18 protein-coding genes are annotated in these 20,012 nt (G+C 41.3%); 7 read left to right on the forward strand and 11 right to left on the reverse strand.

The window, feature by feature from the left end:
* The first annotated feature begins 13 nt into the window (after positions 1-13).
* Together SLH46_RS00340 and SLH46_RS00345 are read left to right on the forward strand one after the other, a co-directional pair.
* A complete protein-coding gene (locus tag SLH46_RS00340) occupies positions 14-1,015 on the forward strand; it encodes a DUF3810 domain-containing protein (protein ID WP_320279139.1) in 1,002 nt (333 codons plus the stop codon).
* 86 nt (positions 1,016-1,101) lie between these two features.
* Positions 1,102-1,938, forward strand: coding sequence for an MBL fold metallo-hydrolase (locus SLH46_RS00345; protein WP_320279140.1), 837 nt, complete (start codon positions 1,102-1,104; stop codon positions 1,936-1,938).
* Here SLH46_RS00345 and SLH46_RS00350 read toward each other — a convergent pair.
* The 9 genes from SLH46_RS00350 to SLH46_RS00390 all read right to left on the reverse strand — a co-directional run bounded on the left by SLH46_RS00350 (position 1,930) and on the right by SLH46_RS00390 (position 13,295).
* Complete coding sequence (locus SLH46_RS00350; protein ID WP_320279141.1) at positions 1,930-2,355, reverse strand: META domain-containing protein; 426 nt, start codon at positions 2,353-2,355, stop codon at positions 1,930-1,932. The two genes, SLH46_RS00345 and SLH46_RS00350, sit on opposite strands and share 9 nt — an antisense overlap.
* Before the next feature lie 86 nt (positions 2,356-2,441).
* Positions 2,442-3,461, reverse strand: a complete 1,020-nt coding sequence (rlmN, locus tag SLH46_RS00355) for a 23S rRNA (adenine(2503)-C(2))-methyltransferase RlmN (RefSeq protein WP_320279142.1) — start codon at positions 3,459-3,461, stop codon at positions 2,442-2,444.
* A 298-nt stretch (positions 3,462-3,759) separates the two neighbouring features.
* On the reverse strand, positions 3,760-5,364 hold the full coding sequence (locus SLH46_RS00360; protein WP_320279143.1) for an amidase: 1,605 nt from the start codon (positions 5,362-5,364) through the stop codon (positions 3,760-3,762).
* 89 nt (positions 5,365-5,453) lie between these two features.
* Entirely contained in the window at positions 5,454-6,437 is a 984-nt protein-coding gene (locus SLH46_RS00365) for a glycosyltransferase family 9 protein (RefSeq protein ID WP_320279144.1), read from the reverse strand.
* Between the two features lie 108 nt (positions 6,438-6,545).
* Positions 6,546-6,788, reverse strand: coding sequence for an ATP synthase F1 subunit epsilon (gene atpC / locus SLH46_RS00370; protein WP_320279145.1), 243 nt, complete (start codon positions 6,786-6,788; stop codon positions 6,546-6,548).
* A gap of 17 nt (positions 6,789-6,805) precedes the next feature.
* On the reverse strand, positions 6,806-8,311 hold the full coding sequence (gene atpD, locus SLH46_RS00375; protein WP_320279146.1) for a F0F1 ATP synthase subunit beta: 1,506 nt from the start codon (positions 8,309-8,311) through the stop codon (positions 6,806-6,808).
* A gap of 135 nt (positions 8,312-8,446) precedes the next feature.
* Positions 8,447-9,430 (reverse strand): polyprenyl synthetase family protein, encoded by a 984-nt coding sequence (locus SLH46_RS00380; RefSeq protein WP_320279147.1) that lies wholly within the window; start codon positions 9,428-9,430, stop codon positions 8,447-8,449.
* Positions 9,430-11,832, reverse strand: coding sequence for an efflux RND transporter permease subunit (locus SLH46_RS00385; RefSeq protein ID WP_320279148.1), 2,403 nt, complete (start codon positions 11,830-11,832; stop codon positions 9,430-9,432). The genes SLH46_RS00380 and SLH46_RS00385 overlap by 1 nt, the downstream gene beginning before the upstream one ends.
* An 89-nt stretch (positions 11,833-11,921) precedes the next feature.
* Entirely contained in the window at positions 11,922-13,295 is a 1,374-nt protein-coding gene (locus SLH46_RS00390; RefSeq protein ID WP_320279149.1) for an outer membrane protein assembly factor BamB family protein, read from the reverse strand.
* Positions 13,296-13,521: 226 nt separating this feature from the next.
* On the opposite strand from SLH46_RS00390, the gene SLH46_RS00395 reads away from it, so the two are divergent.
* A complete protein-coding gene (locus SLH46_RS00395) occupies positions 13,522-14,703 on the forward strand; it encodes a hypothetical protein (RefSeq protein ID WP_320279150.1) in 1,182 nt (393 codons plus the stop codon).
* A 2-nt stretch (positions 14,704-14,705) separates the two neighbouring features.
* On the opposite strand, the gene SLH46_RS00400 is transcribed toward SLH46_RS00395, so the two are convergent.
* A complete protein-coding gene (locus SLH46_RS00400) occupies positions 14,706-15,398 on the reverse strand; it encodes a protein-L-isoaspartate(D-aspartate) O-methyltransferase (protein ID WP_320279151.1) in 693 nt (230 codons plus the stop codon).
* Between the two features lie 232 nt (positions 15,399-15,630).
* On the opposite strand from SLH46_RS00400, the gene SLH46_RS00405 reads away from it, so the two are divergent.
* The 4 genes from SLH46_RS00405 (at position 15,631) to SLH46_RS00420 (ending at position 18,544) form a co-directional block, all read left to right on the forward strand.
* Positions 15,631-16,239, forward strand: a complete 609-nt coding sequence (locus SLH46_RS00405; RefSeq protein WP_320279152.1) for a YceI family protein — start codon at positions 15,631-15,633, stop codon at positions 16,237-16,239.
* 45 nt (positions 16,240-16,284) lie between these two features.
* Positions 16,285-17,448 (forward strand): hypothetical protein, encoded by a 1,164-nt coding sequence (locus tag SLH46_RS00410; RefSeq protein WP_320279153.1) that lies wholly within the window; start codon positions 16,285-16,287, stop codon positions 17,446-17,448.
* Between the two features lie 61 nt (positions 17,449-17,509).
* The gene (locus SLH46_RS00415) at positions 17,510-18,103 is read left to right on the forward strand and encodes a YceI family protein (protein ID WP_320279154.1); all 594 of its coding nucleotides are present in this window, start codon (positions 17,510-17,512) and stop codon (positions 18,101-18,103) included.
* 12 nt (positions 18,104-18,115) lie between these two features.
* Positions 18,116-18,544, forward strand: coding sequence for an RrF2 family transcriptional regulator (locus SLH46_RS00420; protein ID WP_320279155.1), 429 nt, complete (start codon positions 18,116-18,118; stop codon positions 18,542-18,544).
* A gap of 16 nt (positions 18,545-18,560) precedes the next feature.
* On the opposite strand, the gene SLH46_RS00425 is transcribed toward SLH46_RS00420, so the two are convergent.
* A complete protein-coding gene (locus SLH46_RS00425) occupies positions 18,561-19,961 on the reverse strand; it encodes a PQQ-dependent sugar dehydrogenase (RefSeq protein WP_320279156.1) in 1,401 nt (466 codons plus the stop codon).
* Positions 19,962-20,012 lie beyond the last annotated feature (51 nt).

Below are 20,012 nucleotides of genomic sequence, written 5' to 3' on the forward strand. Positions count from 1 at the left end.
GATTACACTTTTTTTGAAACAATTTCCAACGCTTGCTGAGACAGTTTATTCCAACAGAATTTACCCGGTAATAGCGTCCGTGCTTTCAACAATCACATCTGTTTTTAGATTTTCACTCGACGACTTATTCTATTTTATATTGATAGTAACCCCTCTTTTTCTGCTTGTTTTTATACTGTTTAAAAAGCTCAGGTTAATAGTCGCCGGAAAGATTTTATTGAATATTCTTGCCACTGTATATATTCTGTTTTATCTGCTTTGGGGCTTCAATTATTATCGATCGCCATTGCAAGAGAGACTTGGAATAAAGGATCGAAATCCCAACACGGAAGAGTTTGTGCAATTTCTACGACAATACATTCAGAATGTTAATGCCCTGCATTGTTCCTTCGACATCCTCGACAAAAACCTTACTGACTCACTAATTGAAACATGCTATAAAAACCTTGCACCGGCCCTGAATTTCGACTACCCGATGGGAAAACGCAAGGACAAGAAAATCACCATCAGCGGCTTTTATGCTAAAACAGGTATCTCCGGTTATTTTGGACCCTTTTTTAACGAAGTACACGTAAATAAATTGGTTTTGCCCATTGAATACCCTTATGTCCTGGCACACGAAAAAGCCCACCAGCTTGGAGTTACGAGTGAAGCTGAAGCCAATTTTTACTCGTGGTTGGTCTGTTCGAACAGCTCGTCGCAACAGGTAAGGTACTCCGGCAACTTGTTCATTTTACTTCATTTTATGCGACAAGCATACGGATTAGAAGAATACAAATCGCTGGCTGAACAAATATCCCCTGAAGTAAAAGCTGATATCAAAACCGTACGCGATCATTGGAATAAATTGCGTAATGCAACAATGGACAAAACGGCTTCGAAACTGAACGATGCCTATCTGAAACACAACAACATTAAATCCGGCATAAAAGATTACACCGGCGTGGTCGACCATGTTATGAACTTTTCGTTAGATTCGGCTTTTCAGCAGCGCTATGGTCTTGCACCCTTTTAAAATCAACTATTTTTGCAGCCTTAACAAAGTTGGAAAGGGTTGCAAGTTACTTCGTGCTCCCCGTTTCCCACTTCAAACTCTTTTTTATGAAGCTTATTCCAGTATCTGCCGGTAATTTTCATTGTGATGGTGGCGCACTTTTCGGCGCTATCCCAAAAGTATTGTGGAACAAGGTTTACCCTTGCGACGAGAATAATTTTACCAAACTCAACTTGCTTTGTCTGTTGGTAGAAACGGGCGATCGCAAGATTCTTATCGAAACCGGCATTGGAAACCATTACCCCGAAAAACATTTTAAAAATATGGGGGTAACTTCTGTAACTGAAATGGTAAGTTCGTTGAAAGAAAAAGGCTACAGTACCGAAGACATTACGGATGTATTCTTTACCCATCTGCATTGGGATCATTGTACCGGAGCAGTTAAAACCGTTGACGGGAAGTTGGAACTTGTGTTTCCGAATGCTACTATGTGGAGCAGTAAAACACAGTGGGAACATGCTAAAATATCTAATCCAAGAGAGCGGGCTGCCTATCATCGTCCCATTCTTGATTTTTTGATGGAATCGGGTAAATTACAACTGATTGAAAAAGAAGGAGAACTTTTTCCGGGTTTTGAAATTCGAATGTTTAACGGGCACACTCCAGGTCAAATGCTGCCCATCCTTCATACAAAAAAGCATTCGTTTATTTACACTTCCGACCTTGTTCCAACGGCTGCAAACATTCCGATGCTGTGGATTTCAGCATACGATCTCGATCCGGCACAGGTGATGGAAGAGAAGGAAAAATTTCTGAAAGAGGCTGCTAAAAAGAATTACGTTTTATTTTTTGAACACGATTATTATACGGAATGTGCTACTGTTCAGGAAACGGAAAAAGGAGTGCAATTGAAAGAAAAATTGAGTCTGGCAGAATTACTCTGAAATCCGATTAAGCGCAATCCATCCCCAGCCACTAACTGATAACTGAAGTTCATCTCCTGTGATTGTATAAGTTGAAACCTGTGGCAACATTGTCGAAAGTTTTACGGAGAATTCACTGTCGCAACAAATCTTGGTACAACCGGGAGAGGAAATAGAAATGCTGTCGTTTACACTCAGAGAATATTCACCGCCGCAAGCATTTACATCCAAAAGCAGATCGTAGCTTCCGTCACTTTTAAATTCTATAAGCGGACTGTAATTATCATCTTTTGGGTATCCAACTGATTCAAGCGACATAAAAACATCAGCTTCCCACATCCCAATTAGTTGACCGTTACAATCACACGCATCATCTTTACAAGAACTAAAAGTTAGAGATAGTAAGACAGACATGCCTATCAAAAGTGTATGTTTCATCGCAGCGTATGTTTCTTTTATGATGATAGATTCTCTCTAAAAGTTGCTTGTTTGTAAAAATCTTTCTTGTTGGAGAAATCCGAAAACTACTTCACCAATTCTTTGGTAGAAAGCAAACCACAGGCTGCATAAATATCCTGACCGCGCGATGCACGAATGGTAGTAAGAATTCCTTTGTTGTTCAAGGCATCTTTAAAACGCTGAATGGTTTCTTCTCCCGGACTTTTCAACGGCGTTCCCGGTACCGGGTGAAAACGGATCAGGTTTATACGACACTTCAACCCACTTAATAATCGGGCCAGCTCATGAACATGTTCGTTTGAATCATTCAGGTCTTCAAACAAAATGTACTCGAACGACACACGACGCTGACGACCAAAGTCCCAACTTTTAATTTCTTCAACCACCTCTTCAATCGGATAAGCCACCTGAACCGGCATAATTTTCTGGCGCTCTTCGTGGAAAGGCGTGTGCAGACTCACAGCCAGGTGCGCCTCGCTTTTTTCCAGGAAAGTGAGCATTCCGGGAATAATACCGATTGTTGAAACGGTTATCCGTCGCGGACTCATCGCAAATCCCCATTCTGAAGTCAGGATTTCCAGACTTTTCAGCACTTCATCGAGATTGTCGAATGGTTCGCCCATACCCATGTAAACGATGTTACTTACATCTTCTACTTCGTCGATACTCCTTATCTGATTGATGATTTCTCCGGCAGAAAGTTGCCCCTGAAAACCTTGTTTAGCCGTAAAGCAAAACAGGCAACCCATTTTACATCCCACCTGCGAACTCACACAAACTGTTTTTCGGTCGCGCTCAGGAATCATTGCCGTTTCGATAAATTTATTCTGTATTGTCGGGAACAGGTATTTTCGTGTACCATCAATACTGGCGCTGACTTTTGTATATGGTGTTAAACCAAATTCGAAGCGTTCGTTCAGCAATTCACGGGCTTTTTTCGAGAGATTAGTCATCTCCTCAATCGAAGTGATCTGCTTTTTATACAACCAATCTGTGATTTGTTTAGCTGTAAACTTTGGCAATCCCAACTCTACTACCAAATCCTGCAGTTCCCCTAATGTTTTCCCAAATAATCGCTCTTTCATACCTGTAAATTTGCTGCAAAGATAACGCAAAAAATTTTTGAAGATTTCTTCATCGATATTTCGCTACATGCTCTAGAAAGTTTTTGCACCGTTCTTTAGAGCGGTGGCAAAACAGAACCAGCACTATGATTTTTACGGATTTTTGTAATTTATAAAATACAAAAATCTGTAAAAATCTATTTTGATCCAACTAGCCAACTATCACCGCCTTAAAAGACGGTGCAAAGAATACTATTCGCTCAAATTGACTGCTACTATCCAATGCAGGTTTCTTTAACAACAAATTTGAAGAAGAGTTTTATTCCATCAATGATTTTTTAAAACCGGGAGCTTTCCGGTGTTTGGTTGCCTGCTCGAAAGCGTAGGCAATTTCAAGCAAAACAGGTTCGCTCCATGCCCGTCCGAAAATTGAAAGGCCAATCGGCAATCCTTCAACGAATCCCATGGGCACAGTAATGTTCGGATAACCGGAGATTGCTGCCGGCGATGAACTTCCACCGGTAAAACTGTCGCCGTTTACCCAGTCGATGTTCCAGGAAGGGCCGTTTGTTGGTGCAATTATAGCATCCAGATTATTGGCATCCATCAAAGCATCAATTCCTTCTTTTCCGGCATAACGTTTTGAATCTGCCAGCGCTTGCAAGTATTCTTCCGAACTCAAATCACCCTTTTCCTGCGCCTCTTCAAAAATCTCTTGCGCAAACCATGGCATTTCCAAATCGACATTCGAGTTATTAAATTCAATCAGTTCTGCCAGTGATTTTCTCGGTGCAGAGGGATGTTCTTCCAGATATTTATTCAGGTCGGCCTTAAATTCGTAAAGTAACACCTGATAGGATGGATTTCCCCATTTTCTGCTTGTTTCAATCTTAATATCTTCCAGTACATCCGCCCCGTTTTTCTGCATCGCCTGGGCGGCCTCTTTCATTAATGTCTTTACCTTTTCGTGCGACGGAATCATTTGAGCGGCAATCCCAATTCGTTTTCCTTTTAATCCGTCCACTTTCAAAAATGGCGTATAATCATCGTAAATTTTACCCTGTTCCAAATGAGTTTCTGCATCGCTGTCGTCAAATTCGGCCAAAGCTCCGAACAAAATAGCTGCATCGGTAACATTGCGGGCCATTGGTCCGGCAGTGTCCTGGCTGTGCGCAATCGGGATAATTCCCTGGCGACTCCAGGTTCCCAACGTCGGTTTAATACCCACTAAACCGTTTATTCCGGAAGGACAAACAATCGATCCATTGGTTTCAGTACCAATACCAATAGTACAAAGGTTGCCTGAAACAGCTGCACCGGTTCCTGAACTTGAACCACATGGACTGCGATCGAGACAGAATGGATTTCGCACCTGACCTCCACGACCACTCCATCCACTTGATGAGTTTGAAGAACGAAAATTTGCCCACTCACTTAGGTTGGTTTTCCCGAGCAAAACTGCCCCTGCGTCGCGTAGTTTTTTTACAATAAATGCATCTTTATCAACAACATTTCCTTCCAAACCCAAGGATCCGGCAGTGGTTTGCATTTTATCGCCGGTGTCGATATTGTCTTTAATCATCACCGGAATTCCGTGCAAAGGACCACGGACCGATCCGTTTTGTCGTTCCTCATCCAGCTTTTTAGCAATATCCAATGCATCCGGATTTAATTCAATTACCGACTTTAAATGCGGATCGACCAGCGCAACTCGATCCAGATATTTTTGGCAAATACTTTCTGCAGTAAGCTCCCCCGACTCCATCTTTTGCTGAAGTTCTTGAGCAGAAGTCTCGTTTAAATCAAAGGCAGCAAGATCAACTTCTTCCTGCACATTCGATTCCTGAACACAGGCAGTTACTCCACTTAAAGCCACAACAGAACCACCAAGAGCAGTTGTTTTGAAAAAGGAACGACGTTTCATTTATGATAAGTTTTTGATTGTACAACACAGAATGGAACTGAAAGTACAAATTATTTTCTGTTCGGTAAAAAATTAGAGGAAATGAACGACTAGTAATTCTTTTCGATCCAAGCCACAGCCTTTTCTACAGAAATATCTTCCATACACTTAAAGTGTTTTTTAGGGCATTTCTGGTGGCCAAGTTTTGAGCACGGACGGCATTTCAAATCGTTTACCTGCATTATTTCAGACGACTCTCCGGGGCAGTATGGAGTCATTCCAAACTCAGGAATTGTATTTCCCCAAAAAGAAAGAATTTTCTTTTTAAAAGCTGCTGCAATGTGCATCAATCCGGTGTCGTTAGCTAATACTACCCGAGCTTCGCGCACCAACGAAGCCGATTGATTCAGTGTTATTTTTCCGGCAAAATTCAGCACATTTCCTTTTGATTGTGAAAGTACCTGCTCACCCTCGTCGTACTCGTTTTTGCCGCCCAGCAAAATAACCGGATAAGGTATTTTCTGACAGATTTCGCTGACCTTGTGAATCGGCAGTTTTTTGGTAAAATAGGTTCCGGCAATTACAAAAGCCACATAACCATTCTGAAATGGAGCAGGAAGATCCTGCTGTTTAAAGGAAGTCAGATCATCCACAAAATAATCGAGCCCCAGGTTGTCATTCTTTACATCAAAAATCGAAGCCGTATCGACATAACGGTCAACGATGTGTACATCGGGCAAACGATTTACTTTTAGGCGAATCATCAGAAACTTTTCCCAGTTAATCTTATTAACTGCAAACGCCTCTATTTTTAAACGGCGCTTAATTTTGTTGCTTCTGAAATTATTATGCAGGTCGATGATGTAATCGAAATTCTCCTTTGCAAGGTCGTGAATCAGCGTGCCGATATTTTGATCGAGCAAATGAACTTTATCGATATGAGGATTGGATTCGACAAGACAGGCGAATTTTGTTTTCGTGACGAAATGAACTTCAGCATTTTCTACTTGCTGTTTCAATCCGCGAACCACCGGCGAGGTCAGAACAATATCGCCAATGGAACTAAATCGTATTACCAGAAATTTGACTTTCATTTCGGAAGATTCGAAGATATCGATTTTTTATTGAACTCCCTTTTCAAAAACAAAAAATCCCCGCAGAAATCTTCCACAGGGACTTTTCAAATTTTTTATCGCGTTGTACTATACGGATTCAACAAGTACAATTATTTTATTTGCTTTATTTTCAATTACACCACCGTCAACCTCAAATTGTTGTTCGTTGCCATTGGCTTCCTTAATTCTTAAAACACCTTTTTCAATCGTTGAAATTATCGGAGCGTGGTTTTTAAGTATCTCAAAACCACCTTTACTTCCGGGCAGTTGAATCAGACTTACATCGCCTTCGAATACTTTTTTATCCGGTGTAATTATTTCTAAATGCATGTTTTTCCTTTCCGGTTTTAGTTGTCAGCTAACAATTTTTCACCTTTTTCGATGGCCTCTTCAATTGTACCAACAAGGTTAAAAGCTGCTTCAGGATATTTATCCACTTCGCCGTTCATAATCATTCTGAAACCTTTGATGGTATCTTCAATCGAAACCAGTTTTCCTTCAAGCCCTGTAAATGCCGAAGCTACAAAGAATGGCTGCGAGAGGAAACGCTGAACACGACGTGCACGGTGAACTACCAGTTTATCTTCCTCTGAAAGTTCGTCCATACCCAAAATTGCGATGATATCTTGTAATTCGGTGTATCGCTGTAACAACATAATTACATCCTGTGCGCAGCTGTAATGCTCATCACCCACAATTTCTGGAGTAAGAATCCGTGAAGAAGAATCGAGCGGGTCAACCGCAGGATAAATACCCAACTCGGCAATTTTACGGCTTAATACAGTTGTTGCATCGAGGTGGGCAAATGTTGTTGCCGGCGCAGGGTCGGTCAAGTCATCAGCAGGCACATATACTGCCTGTACCGATGTAATCGATCCATTTTTAGTTGAAGTAATCCGTTCCTGCATCACACCCATTTCGGTAGCCAGCGTTGGCTGGTAACCTACTGCCGATGGCATACGCCCCAGCAGCGCCGAAGTTTCAGCACCCGCTTGTGTAAAACGGAAAATATTGTCAACGAAGAAAAGAATGTCACGACCACTTCCGGCAGTACCGTCGCCATCGCGTAAACTTTCAGCAATTGTTAATCCCGAAAGTGCAACACGGGCACGTGCACCCGGAGGCTCATTCATCTGACCAAATACCATGGCCAACTTCGATTTTTTCAATTTTTCAGGGTCTACTTTCGAAAGATCCCAACTTCCCTCTTCCATCGATTTTTTGAAGTCTTCACCGTAGTCAACAATGTTAGCTTCAATCATCTCACGAAGCAAGTCGTTTCCTTCACGGGTACGTTCTCCAACACCCGCAAATACCGATAAACCTGAGTGCGCCAGTGCGATGTTATTGATCAATTCCTGAATCAATACAGTTTTACCCACACCGGCACCACCAAACAAACCAATTTTACCACCTTTCGCATAAGGTTCAATCAGGTCAATTACCTTAATTCCGGTGTATAAAACTTCGGTTTCTGTTGTTAAATCTTCGTATTTCGGAGGTTCGTTGTGAATGTTTAAACCTTCTTTTGGCAATTGTTCCAATCCGTCAACCGAATCGCCAACTACGTTGAGCAAACGACCAAGTGCAATCTCGCCTTTTGGCATTGTAATCGGACTACCCAAAGCATTTACCGCCGAGCCTCGCTGCAATCCATCGGTAGAATCCATCGCTACACAACGGATTGTATTTTCGCCAATGTGCTGCTGGCATTCTATTATCAAACTTTGTTTGCCTTCGCGAGGAATTTCGAGTGCGTCATAAATTGAAGGAAGTTCACTGCCTTCGCTATCAAAACTAACGTCAACTACAGGTCCGATAACCTGCAATATTTTACCTATGCTTTGAGCCATAATTGGATTAGATTTAAGTCCGGTTTAACCCGTTTATCGTTAAAAATTTATAGACTCAACAAATTTAGCATTGTTTTGTTTTTATGCAAGATTGCATTTGGGTTTTATGGGATTATTTAATCTGGATAATGCGCTCTAATGCTTGCGAGTTAGCATTTTGTGCGCAAGGTCGCGAAGTGGCTGTTTTACAACATCCTGCACTTTTAATTCATCTAAAATTAAGATTGCCCGGTTAAAAAAGTCATTTACCTTTTCTTCAGCCATATTTTTTACTCCGACCGATTGATACAATTCGGTAACAGCTGAAATTTTTTCCTTTGGATCAAAATCAGTTTTCTCAATCCAGTCTACCAATAAGGCTTTATCCTTTTCCGATGCTTTTTCAAGCGTATTAATGAGCAAAAAGGTTTTTTTATTGGCCAGAATATCGCCACCAATTTGTTTTCCAAAAACAGCCTGGTCGCCAAAAGTATCCAACAGGTCGTCCTGCAGCTGGAAAGCCAATCCCAGGTTAATTCCAAAATCGTAGAGTTGATTTGCAATTGTTGCAGGTGCATTTGCAATAAGAGCACCCACCTTTAAACTGCAAGCCAGAAGAACAGCCGTTTTTAAACGAATCATTTCCAGATATTCTGCTTCGGTAACATCCATTCGCTGTTCAAAATCCATGTCGTATTGCTGCCCCTCGCACACTTCCAGCGCGGTTTTACTGAATACTTCGAGTACTTCGGGTAAAGCTTCGGATCTTTCTTCAAGAAAATAACGGTACGATTGAAAAGCCATGGCATCGCCGGACAAAATAGCAGCATTTTCGCTGAACTTTTTATGCACGGTTGGCCGGTTTCTGCGCACATCGGCTTTGTCCATAATATCGTCGTGCAACAAAGTGAAATTATGAAAGACTTCGATACCAATTGCAGCGGGAAGTGCACGTTCAATAGCCTCAGCAAACATATTGTAAGCAAGCAAAACCAGCACCGGCCTTAATCGTTTACCTCCCATATCTAATGAATACGAGATTGGATCATACAACTCTACCGGCTGATTTTTTAGGAGCTCTTTCGAGCGTAAATCAACTTCGGTGCTTACAATTTTCTGCAATTCTTCTATGGTATACATCACTTTCCCAGGTTTAACTCGTCATCAGGAACAATCTCCAGGTCATCAAGTTCAATATCTTCTTCCTCGTCGTAAATATGGAGTAACGGTTCTTTAAAGGCTTCGTTTGTCGTAATCCGCTCAAGTCCTGTAAGCAACGAAGGCAGCAGTACCAGGTTTGATGTAACAGCCACTAACAGCGTAAGAGAAACAAGTATTCCCATTGCCTGTGTTCCGCCAAAATTTGAAATGGTAAAAATGCCAAAACCAAAAAACAGCACTACCGAGGTGTACAACATACTCACACCGGTTTCTTTTAATGCCATCACCACCGATTTCCGGATATCCCAGTTGGTAAGACTCAGTTCCTGCCTGTACTTAGCCAGAAAATGGATGGTATTGTCAACCGAAATACCAAACGCAATACTAAACACCAAAATGGTGGAAGCTTTTATCGGAATGCCGGTAAAACCCATAACGGCGGCAGTAAAAAGCAGCGGAATAATATTAGGCGTAAGCGAGAGAACAACCATTCGCCACGACGAAAACATTATAGCCATAAATGTAGAAATCAGCAAAATTGCCAATCCTAAACTGGAGAATAAATTACGGAGCAGGTATTGATTTCCTTTAAACGAAACAATGCTCGATCCCGTAACAGTTACGTCGTATTTATCGGAGGTAAAAATCGAGTCGATATCGGCATTAAATTGGGTGTAAAGTTCCTCCATTTTTTTAGTACCAACATCTTTCACCCGAATACTTATTCGGGTAGTTTGCCGGGTGCTATCCATAAACGAATGCAGTAAATCCACATTTTCTTCGCCTGTTGACGCATATTGAAGAATAAAATTCTTTTCGCGGTTGTTGGGTAAACTGTAGTAACGTTCGTGCCCGTTGTAGAAAGCTTGTTTGGCAAATTTCAATAAATTCAATAACGAGGTTGACGTCGACAGTTCAGGATATTCAGCCAGTCGGTCTTCCAACTGCTCAATTTTACGGAAAGTCGTTAACTGCATAACACCCTGTGGTTTTTTGGTATCGACCATTATTTCCAGCGGCATCAATCCGTTAAAATTACTTTCGAAGAATTTAAGATCGACATAAACCGGATCATCTTCCGGAATATCATCGAGCATGTATCCCGAACTTTTCATAAGCGAGATACCGTAAATACTCAGGGCAATCACACCAATCGTGGTAAAATATACCAACTGACGGTAGTTTTGGGTAATATGAATTAACTGCCGGATAATGCCTGAAACCATTTTATTGTCGAGGTGACCAACGTGTCGTGATGATGGTGCACCAATAAAACTAAAAATGATCGGAATAAGCAGCAACGACAGTACAAACAGCCCCAGAATATTTAGTGAGGCAATGATTCCGAACTGCCTTAAAATATCGCTTTTTACAATAATAAATGTGGCAAAACCCGATGCTGTTGTAAGGTTGGTAAGAAAAGTGGCATTACCAATTTTTATAATTACCCGCTGTAAAGCTTTAATTTTATTCCCGTGGCTCACGTATTCGTGATGAAACTTATTGAGCATGTAAATACTGTTGGGAATTCCAATTACAATCAGCAAAGGCGGAATCATTCCGGAAAGCAGAGTAATCTTGTAGCCAAACAACGACAACATTCCCATGGCCCAGATAACTCCCACAATAACAATTAATACCGGAACAAAAACGGCCTTGAATGAACGGAAAAACAGGAACAGTACTACAATACAAATTACCAGTGCCAAAACACTGAACATGTACAATTCGCGTTTTATTTTTATGGAATTTACTACCCTAATGTAGGGTACGCCGGAGTAATGCAGTTGTACATCTTCTTTCTGTTCAAACTGATGGCAAACCTCCTGAATACCTTCAACCAGGTCTTCGCGTTCTTTGCTCGCCATTTTATCCTTATTCACGGTTATGGCCAGCAAATAAGTATTTGTTTCGTCGTTATAAACCAGTTTCCGATAAAAAGGCAAGCGCTTAAATTCTGCCACATACTCATCCAGTTCCGCTTGAGTGGAAATGGTATCAGGAAAGGTATTTATAACTTCAAATTTCTTTTCTTCCTTATTCTTTTCAAGGTTGTAGGTGTTCGAAACGGAAAGTAAATTTTCAACGCCATCAACTTTTTTCAAATCGTTACACAACGATTTCCATGCGTTGAAATGATCGAGTCGGAAGAAATTGGAATCCTGCACACCAACAATAATCAGGTTTCCTTCCTGACCAAAAATCTCGACAAAATGTTGGTAATCTTTATAGGCCTGATCTTTCTTTGGCAACAACGATGCATACTCATACGACATTTCCACTTTTCGGGCATGATACCCGAGAAACACCGTAATGGCACCGAGAACTGAAAGAAGGAGGATTCTATTTCTTAGGATTACTCTGGATAGTCTAATCCACATGCTTTTTTTTCTAAAATAACTGGACGAAAGTAGTACAAATTCCTGAGTTTAGAAAAATGCCTTCATCGTACGTTAAGGGAATTTAAGACTTAATAAACAAAGGTAGGTTTATCCTTTGCAGAAACAGCTACAACATGTTGCGCTGTACGAAACAAAAAATATTTACCTGCAATTGCCGGTGTAGACATTAGAACTTCATTTAAATGATTGGTTGTCAAAAGTTCATAATCAGGCCCTGCTTTTACCGAATAAACACGCCCGTCGTTATCGGCGATATAAATAATTCCATCGGCAGCAACCGGAGAAGAAGTGTAACTATTTCCCTTCCCTGCTTTTTCAGAATACATTTCTTCACCCGTAAGCGCATTAAAACATGTTAAACGTCCGTTCCACCCGGCATTGTACAGATAGTCGCCATACAATAACATGGTTCCCATGTAAGATCCGCCCCTAAGTTTTGCCCATTTCACATACGCATTGCTTGTTTCGCCTTCACCCAAAGTAATATCGCCTTTTGCTTTTTTACTTATGGCATAAACAGGCGCCACCTTTCCGTGTGCACTGTTAAAATAAATGTAGTCGTCTCCAATTATTGGTGTAGGAACCGGGATATCGCCACCTCCCGACATGCGCCAGATTTCTTCGCCGGTTTGCAAATCGTAGCCTCCACGATGTTTGTAGCCGTTAACTGTTACAATGGATTTTCCACCATCGGAATATACATTCGGGGTGCTCCATCCCGGGTAGTCATCTCTTTCCTTTTTCCAGACTTCTGCTCCTGTTTCCAGATTGTAAGCTGCCACAAACGAATTTGTTGCCACATCGCACTGTATAATAACGAGGTTGTTGAAAATTAGCGGAGAACTTGCAAACTCCCATTCAGCATCTTCGGCCAAAAAGAAATTTGATTTTAATACGCCAAAATCTTTCTCCCATTGAAGATTGCCTTCCATATCGTAACAATACAAACCTTCGGAGCCAAATAATGCCACCACAAACTTTCCGTTGGTTGCCGGTGTGCAGTTGGCATGCGAAGACATTGGATGACGTTTTTGTTCGGGTAAACCTTTGTGTGCGGTGGCCTCCCACTCTATTTCTCCCGATTTTAGATTCAAACAATAAACTTTCCATTCGTAAACCGACGAATCGGGGACAGAACCAATAGATCCGTAGATACCGGTTACAACATCGCCATCCTCCAGCTCACTTTTTGCTGTAGTAACGAAAATCTGGTTCCCCCAAACAACCGGACTGGAATGTCCAATACCCGGAATAGCAGTTTTCCAGGAAATGTTTTTCCCGGTAGATGTTGACCAGTTAACAGGAAGATTGGCATTATCCATTACTCCGGATGCCAGGTTTCCACGAAACATTGACCATTGCTTTTCCGGATCAATTTCTTGTGCTTTTGTCGAAACAATCAAAAAAATAAAAACGGTGAGTATCGAAATTTTGTTGAGCATAGTAGAAATATTGATTCGTTGCAAATTACTAAAAATTAGCGTCATCGCCGGATTCGTACAATTATAAATACTGATTTTTGGACGAGCAGACCAATTCTCGCCGCTTCAATGTTTCCCTCAGCTGCTTCTTTCAAAACTAAAGTCAGCATCATTTGAAACGAAATTATGATTAATCGCGTAAAAGCCGAAAAACGAAACTCAATTATTTCAACCAATAGATTAAACCATGAAAAAGATTCAATTTTTCGTTTCTATTTTTCTGATTATGCTCGGAATAAACGCACAAGCTCAGATTCCGGAATCAGTGTGGGCAAAACAATCGGGGCTGAGAGGTTGCGATTTCTACACCGATGTTATTGAAGATGCCAACAACGGTTATACAGTGATTGGTGCGGTAAAACAAGAAGCAAACTCTTTCGATTGCGAGGTGCTTCACTTTAATGAAAACGGCGAAGTGCTTTGGGAAAAAACCGTTGGCACAGCAGCCAAAGAAATTCCAAAAAGAATAGCCCAACTGAGCGACAAAAGCTATATTATAATTGGAACCTCTGAAGAAGGCGAAACACAAAGCTGCCTTTTGTTGCATTTAGATGCTGACGGCAACGAGCTGTGGAGCAAAACACTGGAAAAAGAATACCTCAGCGTGGAAGATATTATTGCGCTGCAGGATAATAGTTTTGCACTTGCAGGATCGAAAGGCGAAAGTACGGACGACCCAAAAATATTGATGGCCATTCTGAATGAAAATGGCGAAATAACATTGGAAAACACTTTCCTGACAGATTTGAGCGGATGCGCCCGATCGATAAAAAAACTTCCGGATGGTGATTTTGCACTGGCTGCACAAGTTGGCGAACCGGCAAAAAACAATTGCGACATTGTTGCCATACGCATGAATAATGAAGGAAAAGCCAAGTGGTTTTCGCATATAAAAACGCCGGATCAAAAAGTATGGCCCGAATGTATTTGCTGCACGTCCGACAGTGCTTTGATGATTGTTGGCTGGAATGGCAAGTGTTTGGGCGATATAAATGTGCCCGACCCGATTTTCGATTACGACCTCGTTCTAAACAAGATTAATTCGAATGGCGAAATCCTGTGGACCAAAAGTATCGATCGCGAAGGATCGGAAGGAGGAAATGCATTGGCCAAACTACCGGACGGAACATTCATTGTGGCCGGAATTAAGGAAACGTCGTTTTTAGGTAAAATCGGCCCGTGGCTACTGGCTGTCGATCAGGAAGGTAATGAAATTGGCGAAAAGTTACTGTCGCTGCATTTTAATAACGATCATGCATCGCGGATAATAAACAGCTCCGATGGCAGCATTATTGTAATCGGCCCAGGAATACAAGAGGAATCGAACAGCAGAAGCGATGGCTGGATTATGAAATTCGCTGCTTTATAGGCTCAATATTTCTTTCCGCTATCGTTTAACATCGGAACAAAGCGAACTGGCAGGATATCTTTTTTGCGAATCTTTCCGTTTTTCTTTTGCAACAGCACCAGTTCCTGAATACCTCCCCCTCCCACCGGAATAACCATTTTGCCACCTTCAGCAAGTTGCGTGGTTAAAACTTCGGGCACATGCGATGGCGAACAAGTTACAATTATCGCATCGAAAGGTGCTTTTTCGGGCCAGCCCAAATATCCGTCACCAACCTTAGTGTATATATTATTGTAATTCAGCTTCCTAAAAATCGCTGTAGCCGACGTATTTAACGATTCAAACAGCTCGATGGTAAAAACCGAATCGCATAACTGTGATAATATAGCGGCCTGATAACCCGAGCCGGTTCCAATTTCTAAAACACGGTCACTTTTTCTAAGGTCCAGTACCTGGGTCATAAATGCCACAATGTAAGGTTGCGAAATGGTTTGCCCTTCATTTATTGGCAGTGGATTGTCGGTATAAGCATATTTCAGGTAGTCGGGCAAAACAAATTCGTGACGCGGAACTTGCCGAAAAGCAGCCAAAACCGATTCATTATTTATTCCTCTGTTTTTAAGCTGCAACTCCACCATTTTCTCCCGATCGTAAAAAAATGCATCTTTTTGTGAACTACATTCCACCACAGTTATCATTGCAAAAATTAAGAGCAAAAATCTCATCGTTTTATCTATTTACCACAGCCTCAATTTATTAACGAACGGGGTATTATTTTGGTTACTTCAGAACGAACATTCAGGCATTTTTCGAAGTGTAAACTAAACATTAAAAAGAAGCTGATTTTTTCACAAAAATTAACAAATCTGACATAGATCATGAATCGTGACATTTTTCTTTATTTATATTTGCCCTACTTATTCGATAGGACATATAGTTTTAGTAGTTATGAAAAAAGTAAAATTGTACAACAAATTGATTATAAGCCTATTTGCCATCCTTTTGGCAAGTAACTTATCTGTAGCTCAAGTGAGCTACGAACAAAATTCAAGTAATAGTAAACTGATGATCACAGGAACATCTTCGATTCACGACTGGGAAATGGCGGTTGAAGATTACAACTGTTTGGTGTCGGCTTCGGCAGACGAAAATCAGCAAATTTCGATCGAATCTATCGACTTTTCGTGTACCACTGAGAGCATTACAAGCCATAATAAAATTATGGATGGTAAAGCTCACAAAGCACTCGATTCTGATGACCATCCGAAAATCAGTTTTACTGCCGGCGGAAAAGTTTCTGCAAGTGCAAGTTCAGTAAACAAAACAAAAGGAAAACTTCAGATCGCAGGTAAAGAAAAAGAGGTTGAGCTAGAGTTTTCGGTGAACGAAACAGAAGCCGATCAATTTAAGGTTGCCGGTAAAATTCCTTTAAAAATGAGCGATTTTGGAATTGATCCGCCTACTGCAATGATGGGAACCTTAAAAACCGGTGACGAAGTAGTTATTCACTTCGACATTGTTTTCCAAAACAAGCAAACCAGCCAACTCGGCAAATAAGATCACATTTTTTATTGATATATAAACATTTAAATTTTTATTAGAATGAAAAAGTTAGCATTATTATTAACAGTCTTCTTGATTGGATCAGTGGCTTACGGACAATTTGAAAAAGCCAAACTTGATCCTACAACTTTCGAAAATGTGAAAGTTAAAGTTGGAGGCGATTTTGCTATTCAGTTACAGGCACTCGATCATGAAGCAGATGTTGAATTGATTGACCTGAAAAATAACTTCAATTTACCAACAGCAAACTTAAACATTACTGCCACACTGGCTCCTGGTATTGAGATGTACATTAACAACTACATGTCTTCGCGTCACCACAACGAGGCATGGGTTCAGGGTGGTTACCTTACTATTGATTACATGCCGTTTTTGAAAGGTAGTGAAAAATTGATGCAGTACCTGACCATTAAAGCAGGTGTAATGATGCCGGATTACGGCGATGCACACTATTTCCGCAGTAACAATGGTGATGTTTTGAGCAACCCGTTTGTTGGTAACTGGATAATGGATGCTTTTACAACCAACCCTGGTCTTGAATTTATGTTCCGCGACAAAGGTTTTATTGCTGTAGCCGGAGTTGGTAACGGTCGTGTAAATTACGGACGTGGCAACGACATTGGCGAGGATCTTACGTTTAACTGGAAATTGGCGTACGACAAAAACATCAACGACGACTTGCGCGTACGTGCTTCACTTTCAGGATTCCACGCTCCCGAAGGACACAGTGGTGCTTACTTGTGGGATGGCGACCGTGCAGGTGCCCGTTACTACAGTGTAATGCAAACTGCTGAAGCAACCAGCGACAATTTCCGTTCAGGAAGATGGAGCCCGGGTGCCGGACAATCAAAATTGAACACCTACATGGCTAACGTATTTTTCCAGTACAAAGGACTTGAAGTATTCGGAATTTACGAAACTATGAGTGGTGTAAAAGGCGGTGCTGACCAGGACTTCACTCAGGCAGCTGTTCAGGCTTTATACCGTATCGGAAGCTTTTACGTTGGAACACGTTACAACCATGTTTCAGATGGTATCGACTCGGAAGTTAACCGCACAAACATTGGTGGCGGATGGTTTATGACCAACAACGTAGTTGTAAAACTTGACTACGTGAATCAAAAATATGATGGACCTGCTCACGGAGAAATTGATGGGGGCAAATTTAATGGAGTAGTGCTGGAAGCAGCCATTTCATTTTAAATTGGACAGTTAGAACACAAAATGGTTTGCCCGGTAAAACGGGCAAACCTTATTTCTGCTCATGAAAAAAACGACGCTGAAATATTACTTTTTATTGCTTTTCTCGTGTTTCTTATGCCTGGGAACTTCAGCTTCGAAATTCTCAAAGACCAGGATACCTGAGAATTGCTCAAATTTTGTTCTCATTCAGGGATCGTCGAACGTTAATCGTTTCGAATTTATTCATGAAGCTCCGCAACTGGTGAGCGATGAAAATAAAAAGAACAGACTGATCTGGAAACAAAAAGTTATTGTTCCGGTAGATGAATTTACCGGCAGCAACCAATTGATGCGAAAAGATTTTCTGGATTTATTAAATGCCTCTGAATATCCTGTTATACAAATCGAAATTGAACCAGAAACCAATCAGGGAAATTCTGCCACCGCTGATAATCAGGCTGTAAATGCCACCATCACACTGGCCGGAAACACACACGAATATCTTGTTCCGTGCGAAGTATCGTCATGTGAAACTTCTGAAATCATTATAAAAGGGTCGTTAAAAGTCAATTTAACCGACTTTAATATTAAACCTCCCCAAAAAGTACTGGGCGCGATAAAAGTGAATGATGAAGTTTTTATTACTTTTGCATTTAAACATGAGTTCGTAAGATAAAAGCCAAAGACCTTGAAATTTAGCACAAAAACGAGATATGGTGTTCGAGCTATTCTTGAAATAGCGCTAAGTGATTCTGAAACCGGGATCTACCAGAAAGATATTTCTGCCCATCAGAATATCTCGTACAAATACCTCGATCACATTATAAATTCGCTAAAAGTTGCCAATCTGGTTACCAAAGCCGGTGGAAGACGAAGTGGTTATGTTCTTACCCGCGAACCCGATGAAATTACCGTTTACGACATTCACAACGCTTTCGAACCCGGAATTTGTGTAGTCGACTGTGTGTCGCACAACTTTACGTGCAAACGCGAAGGCATTTGTGCATCGCATGGCTTTTGGGGCGAACTGAATAACCAGATTATTACTTACCTGAAATCGACAACAATTGCCGACCTGATGAACGACCAGGCAAAACTCGACGATATTGTAAATTAAACTTCTTGTTAGCCTTTTATTCCTTTGGGGTTAATTTTATTACCGTTCCAGGATTATTCAACACTATATAAATTGCTCCCTCCGGCCCGGTGGACACATCACGTACCCGACCCTGATTTTTTACGATTACTTCCTGGTGAACAACCTTATCTCCTTCAATTTGAAGCAGACGAACCTCTTCGTATTTTAAAGCACCAACCAGCAGTTTATTTTTCCACTTGCTGAAAAGATCTCCGTGGTAAAAATCGAGGCCGCAGACTGCAATCGATGGCCGCCAGTATAAGTTTGGCTGCTCCATTCCGGGTTTATGTGTTACTTCTGTTATTACTGTTCCGTTGTAATTCTTTCCGTAAGTTATGGTTTCCCAGCCGTAGTTTTTACCCCACTCGATCAGGTTCAGTTCGTCGCCACCCATCGGACCATGCTCGGTTACCCACAGTTCTCCGGTTGTTGGATGAATAGCCATTCCCTGAATATTTCTGTTACCCAGCGAAAACAGCGATTTAACTGCTCCTTCTTCATCAACAAACGGATTATCTTCAGGAATACTTCCGTCTTTATTAATACGATGTACTTTCCCGTTTGGTAGCGTAAAATCCTGCGCCTGGTAGCCTGCCCCGCGGTCGCCAATGGCAAAATACAAATGTCCCCAAGGATCGAAAACAATGCGGCAACCATAATGGTGACGTGTGGTTCGGTACGAATCGTGTGCAGCTTCAAACAACACTTCTTCGTTGGTCCAGCTATTATTTTCAATTTTTCCGCGCACGATGCGTGTCATTGCAGGTGGCCGGTTTCCTTCGTAGCCACTTTTTAACACATGACTGTAGGCCAGATAAATCCAGCCATTCTCATTAAAATCCGGATCAACAGCAACATCCAACAATCCACCCTGCCCTTCGTTTAAAACTTCGGGCGTGTTTTTTACCGGCTCGTCCAGCAGTTTCCCATTCTTTACAATTCGCAACCTGCCCGGACGTTCGGTAATTAAAGCGGTATTCTCATCAATAAAATCGATTGCCCACGGAACCTCCAATCCTTCGGCAAATATTTCAACATCAAGATTATAATCCAGCGTTTCAATTTCTTTCGCAATGGGTGGTTTTTCGGCACCCACTTTCTTTTCCGATTCCCGGATGTACGACATAATTGCGTTAATCTCTCCATCATCTAGGGTTGCTGAATACGAAGGCATTCCCAAATGAGCAATTCCAAATTTTATATTCCGGAAAACGTAACCGTCTTCGGCACCAAACTGCCAAATTCCGTCAACCAGGCTTGCAGCATTTCCTCCGCCCAAATTTGCTCCGTGGCACGAAGCACAATTCTGTCCATACAACTTTGCACCATCCTGTGCGTTTATGGTTATCGAAATAAAAAGAAGTAAACCTGTAAAAAATACGAACGTTGTTTTCATTTCTGTTGATTTAGTTTTTTTAAGAACATAATAAGTTAAGAAAAATCGACG

This window comes from Draconibacterium sp. IB214405 (assembly GCF_033963885.1).
GTDB lineage: Bacteria > Bacteroidota > Bacteroidia > Bacteroidales > Prolixibacteraceae > Draconibacterium.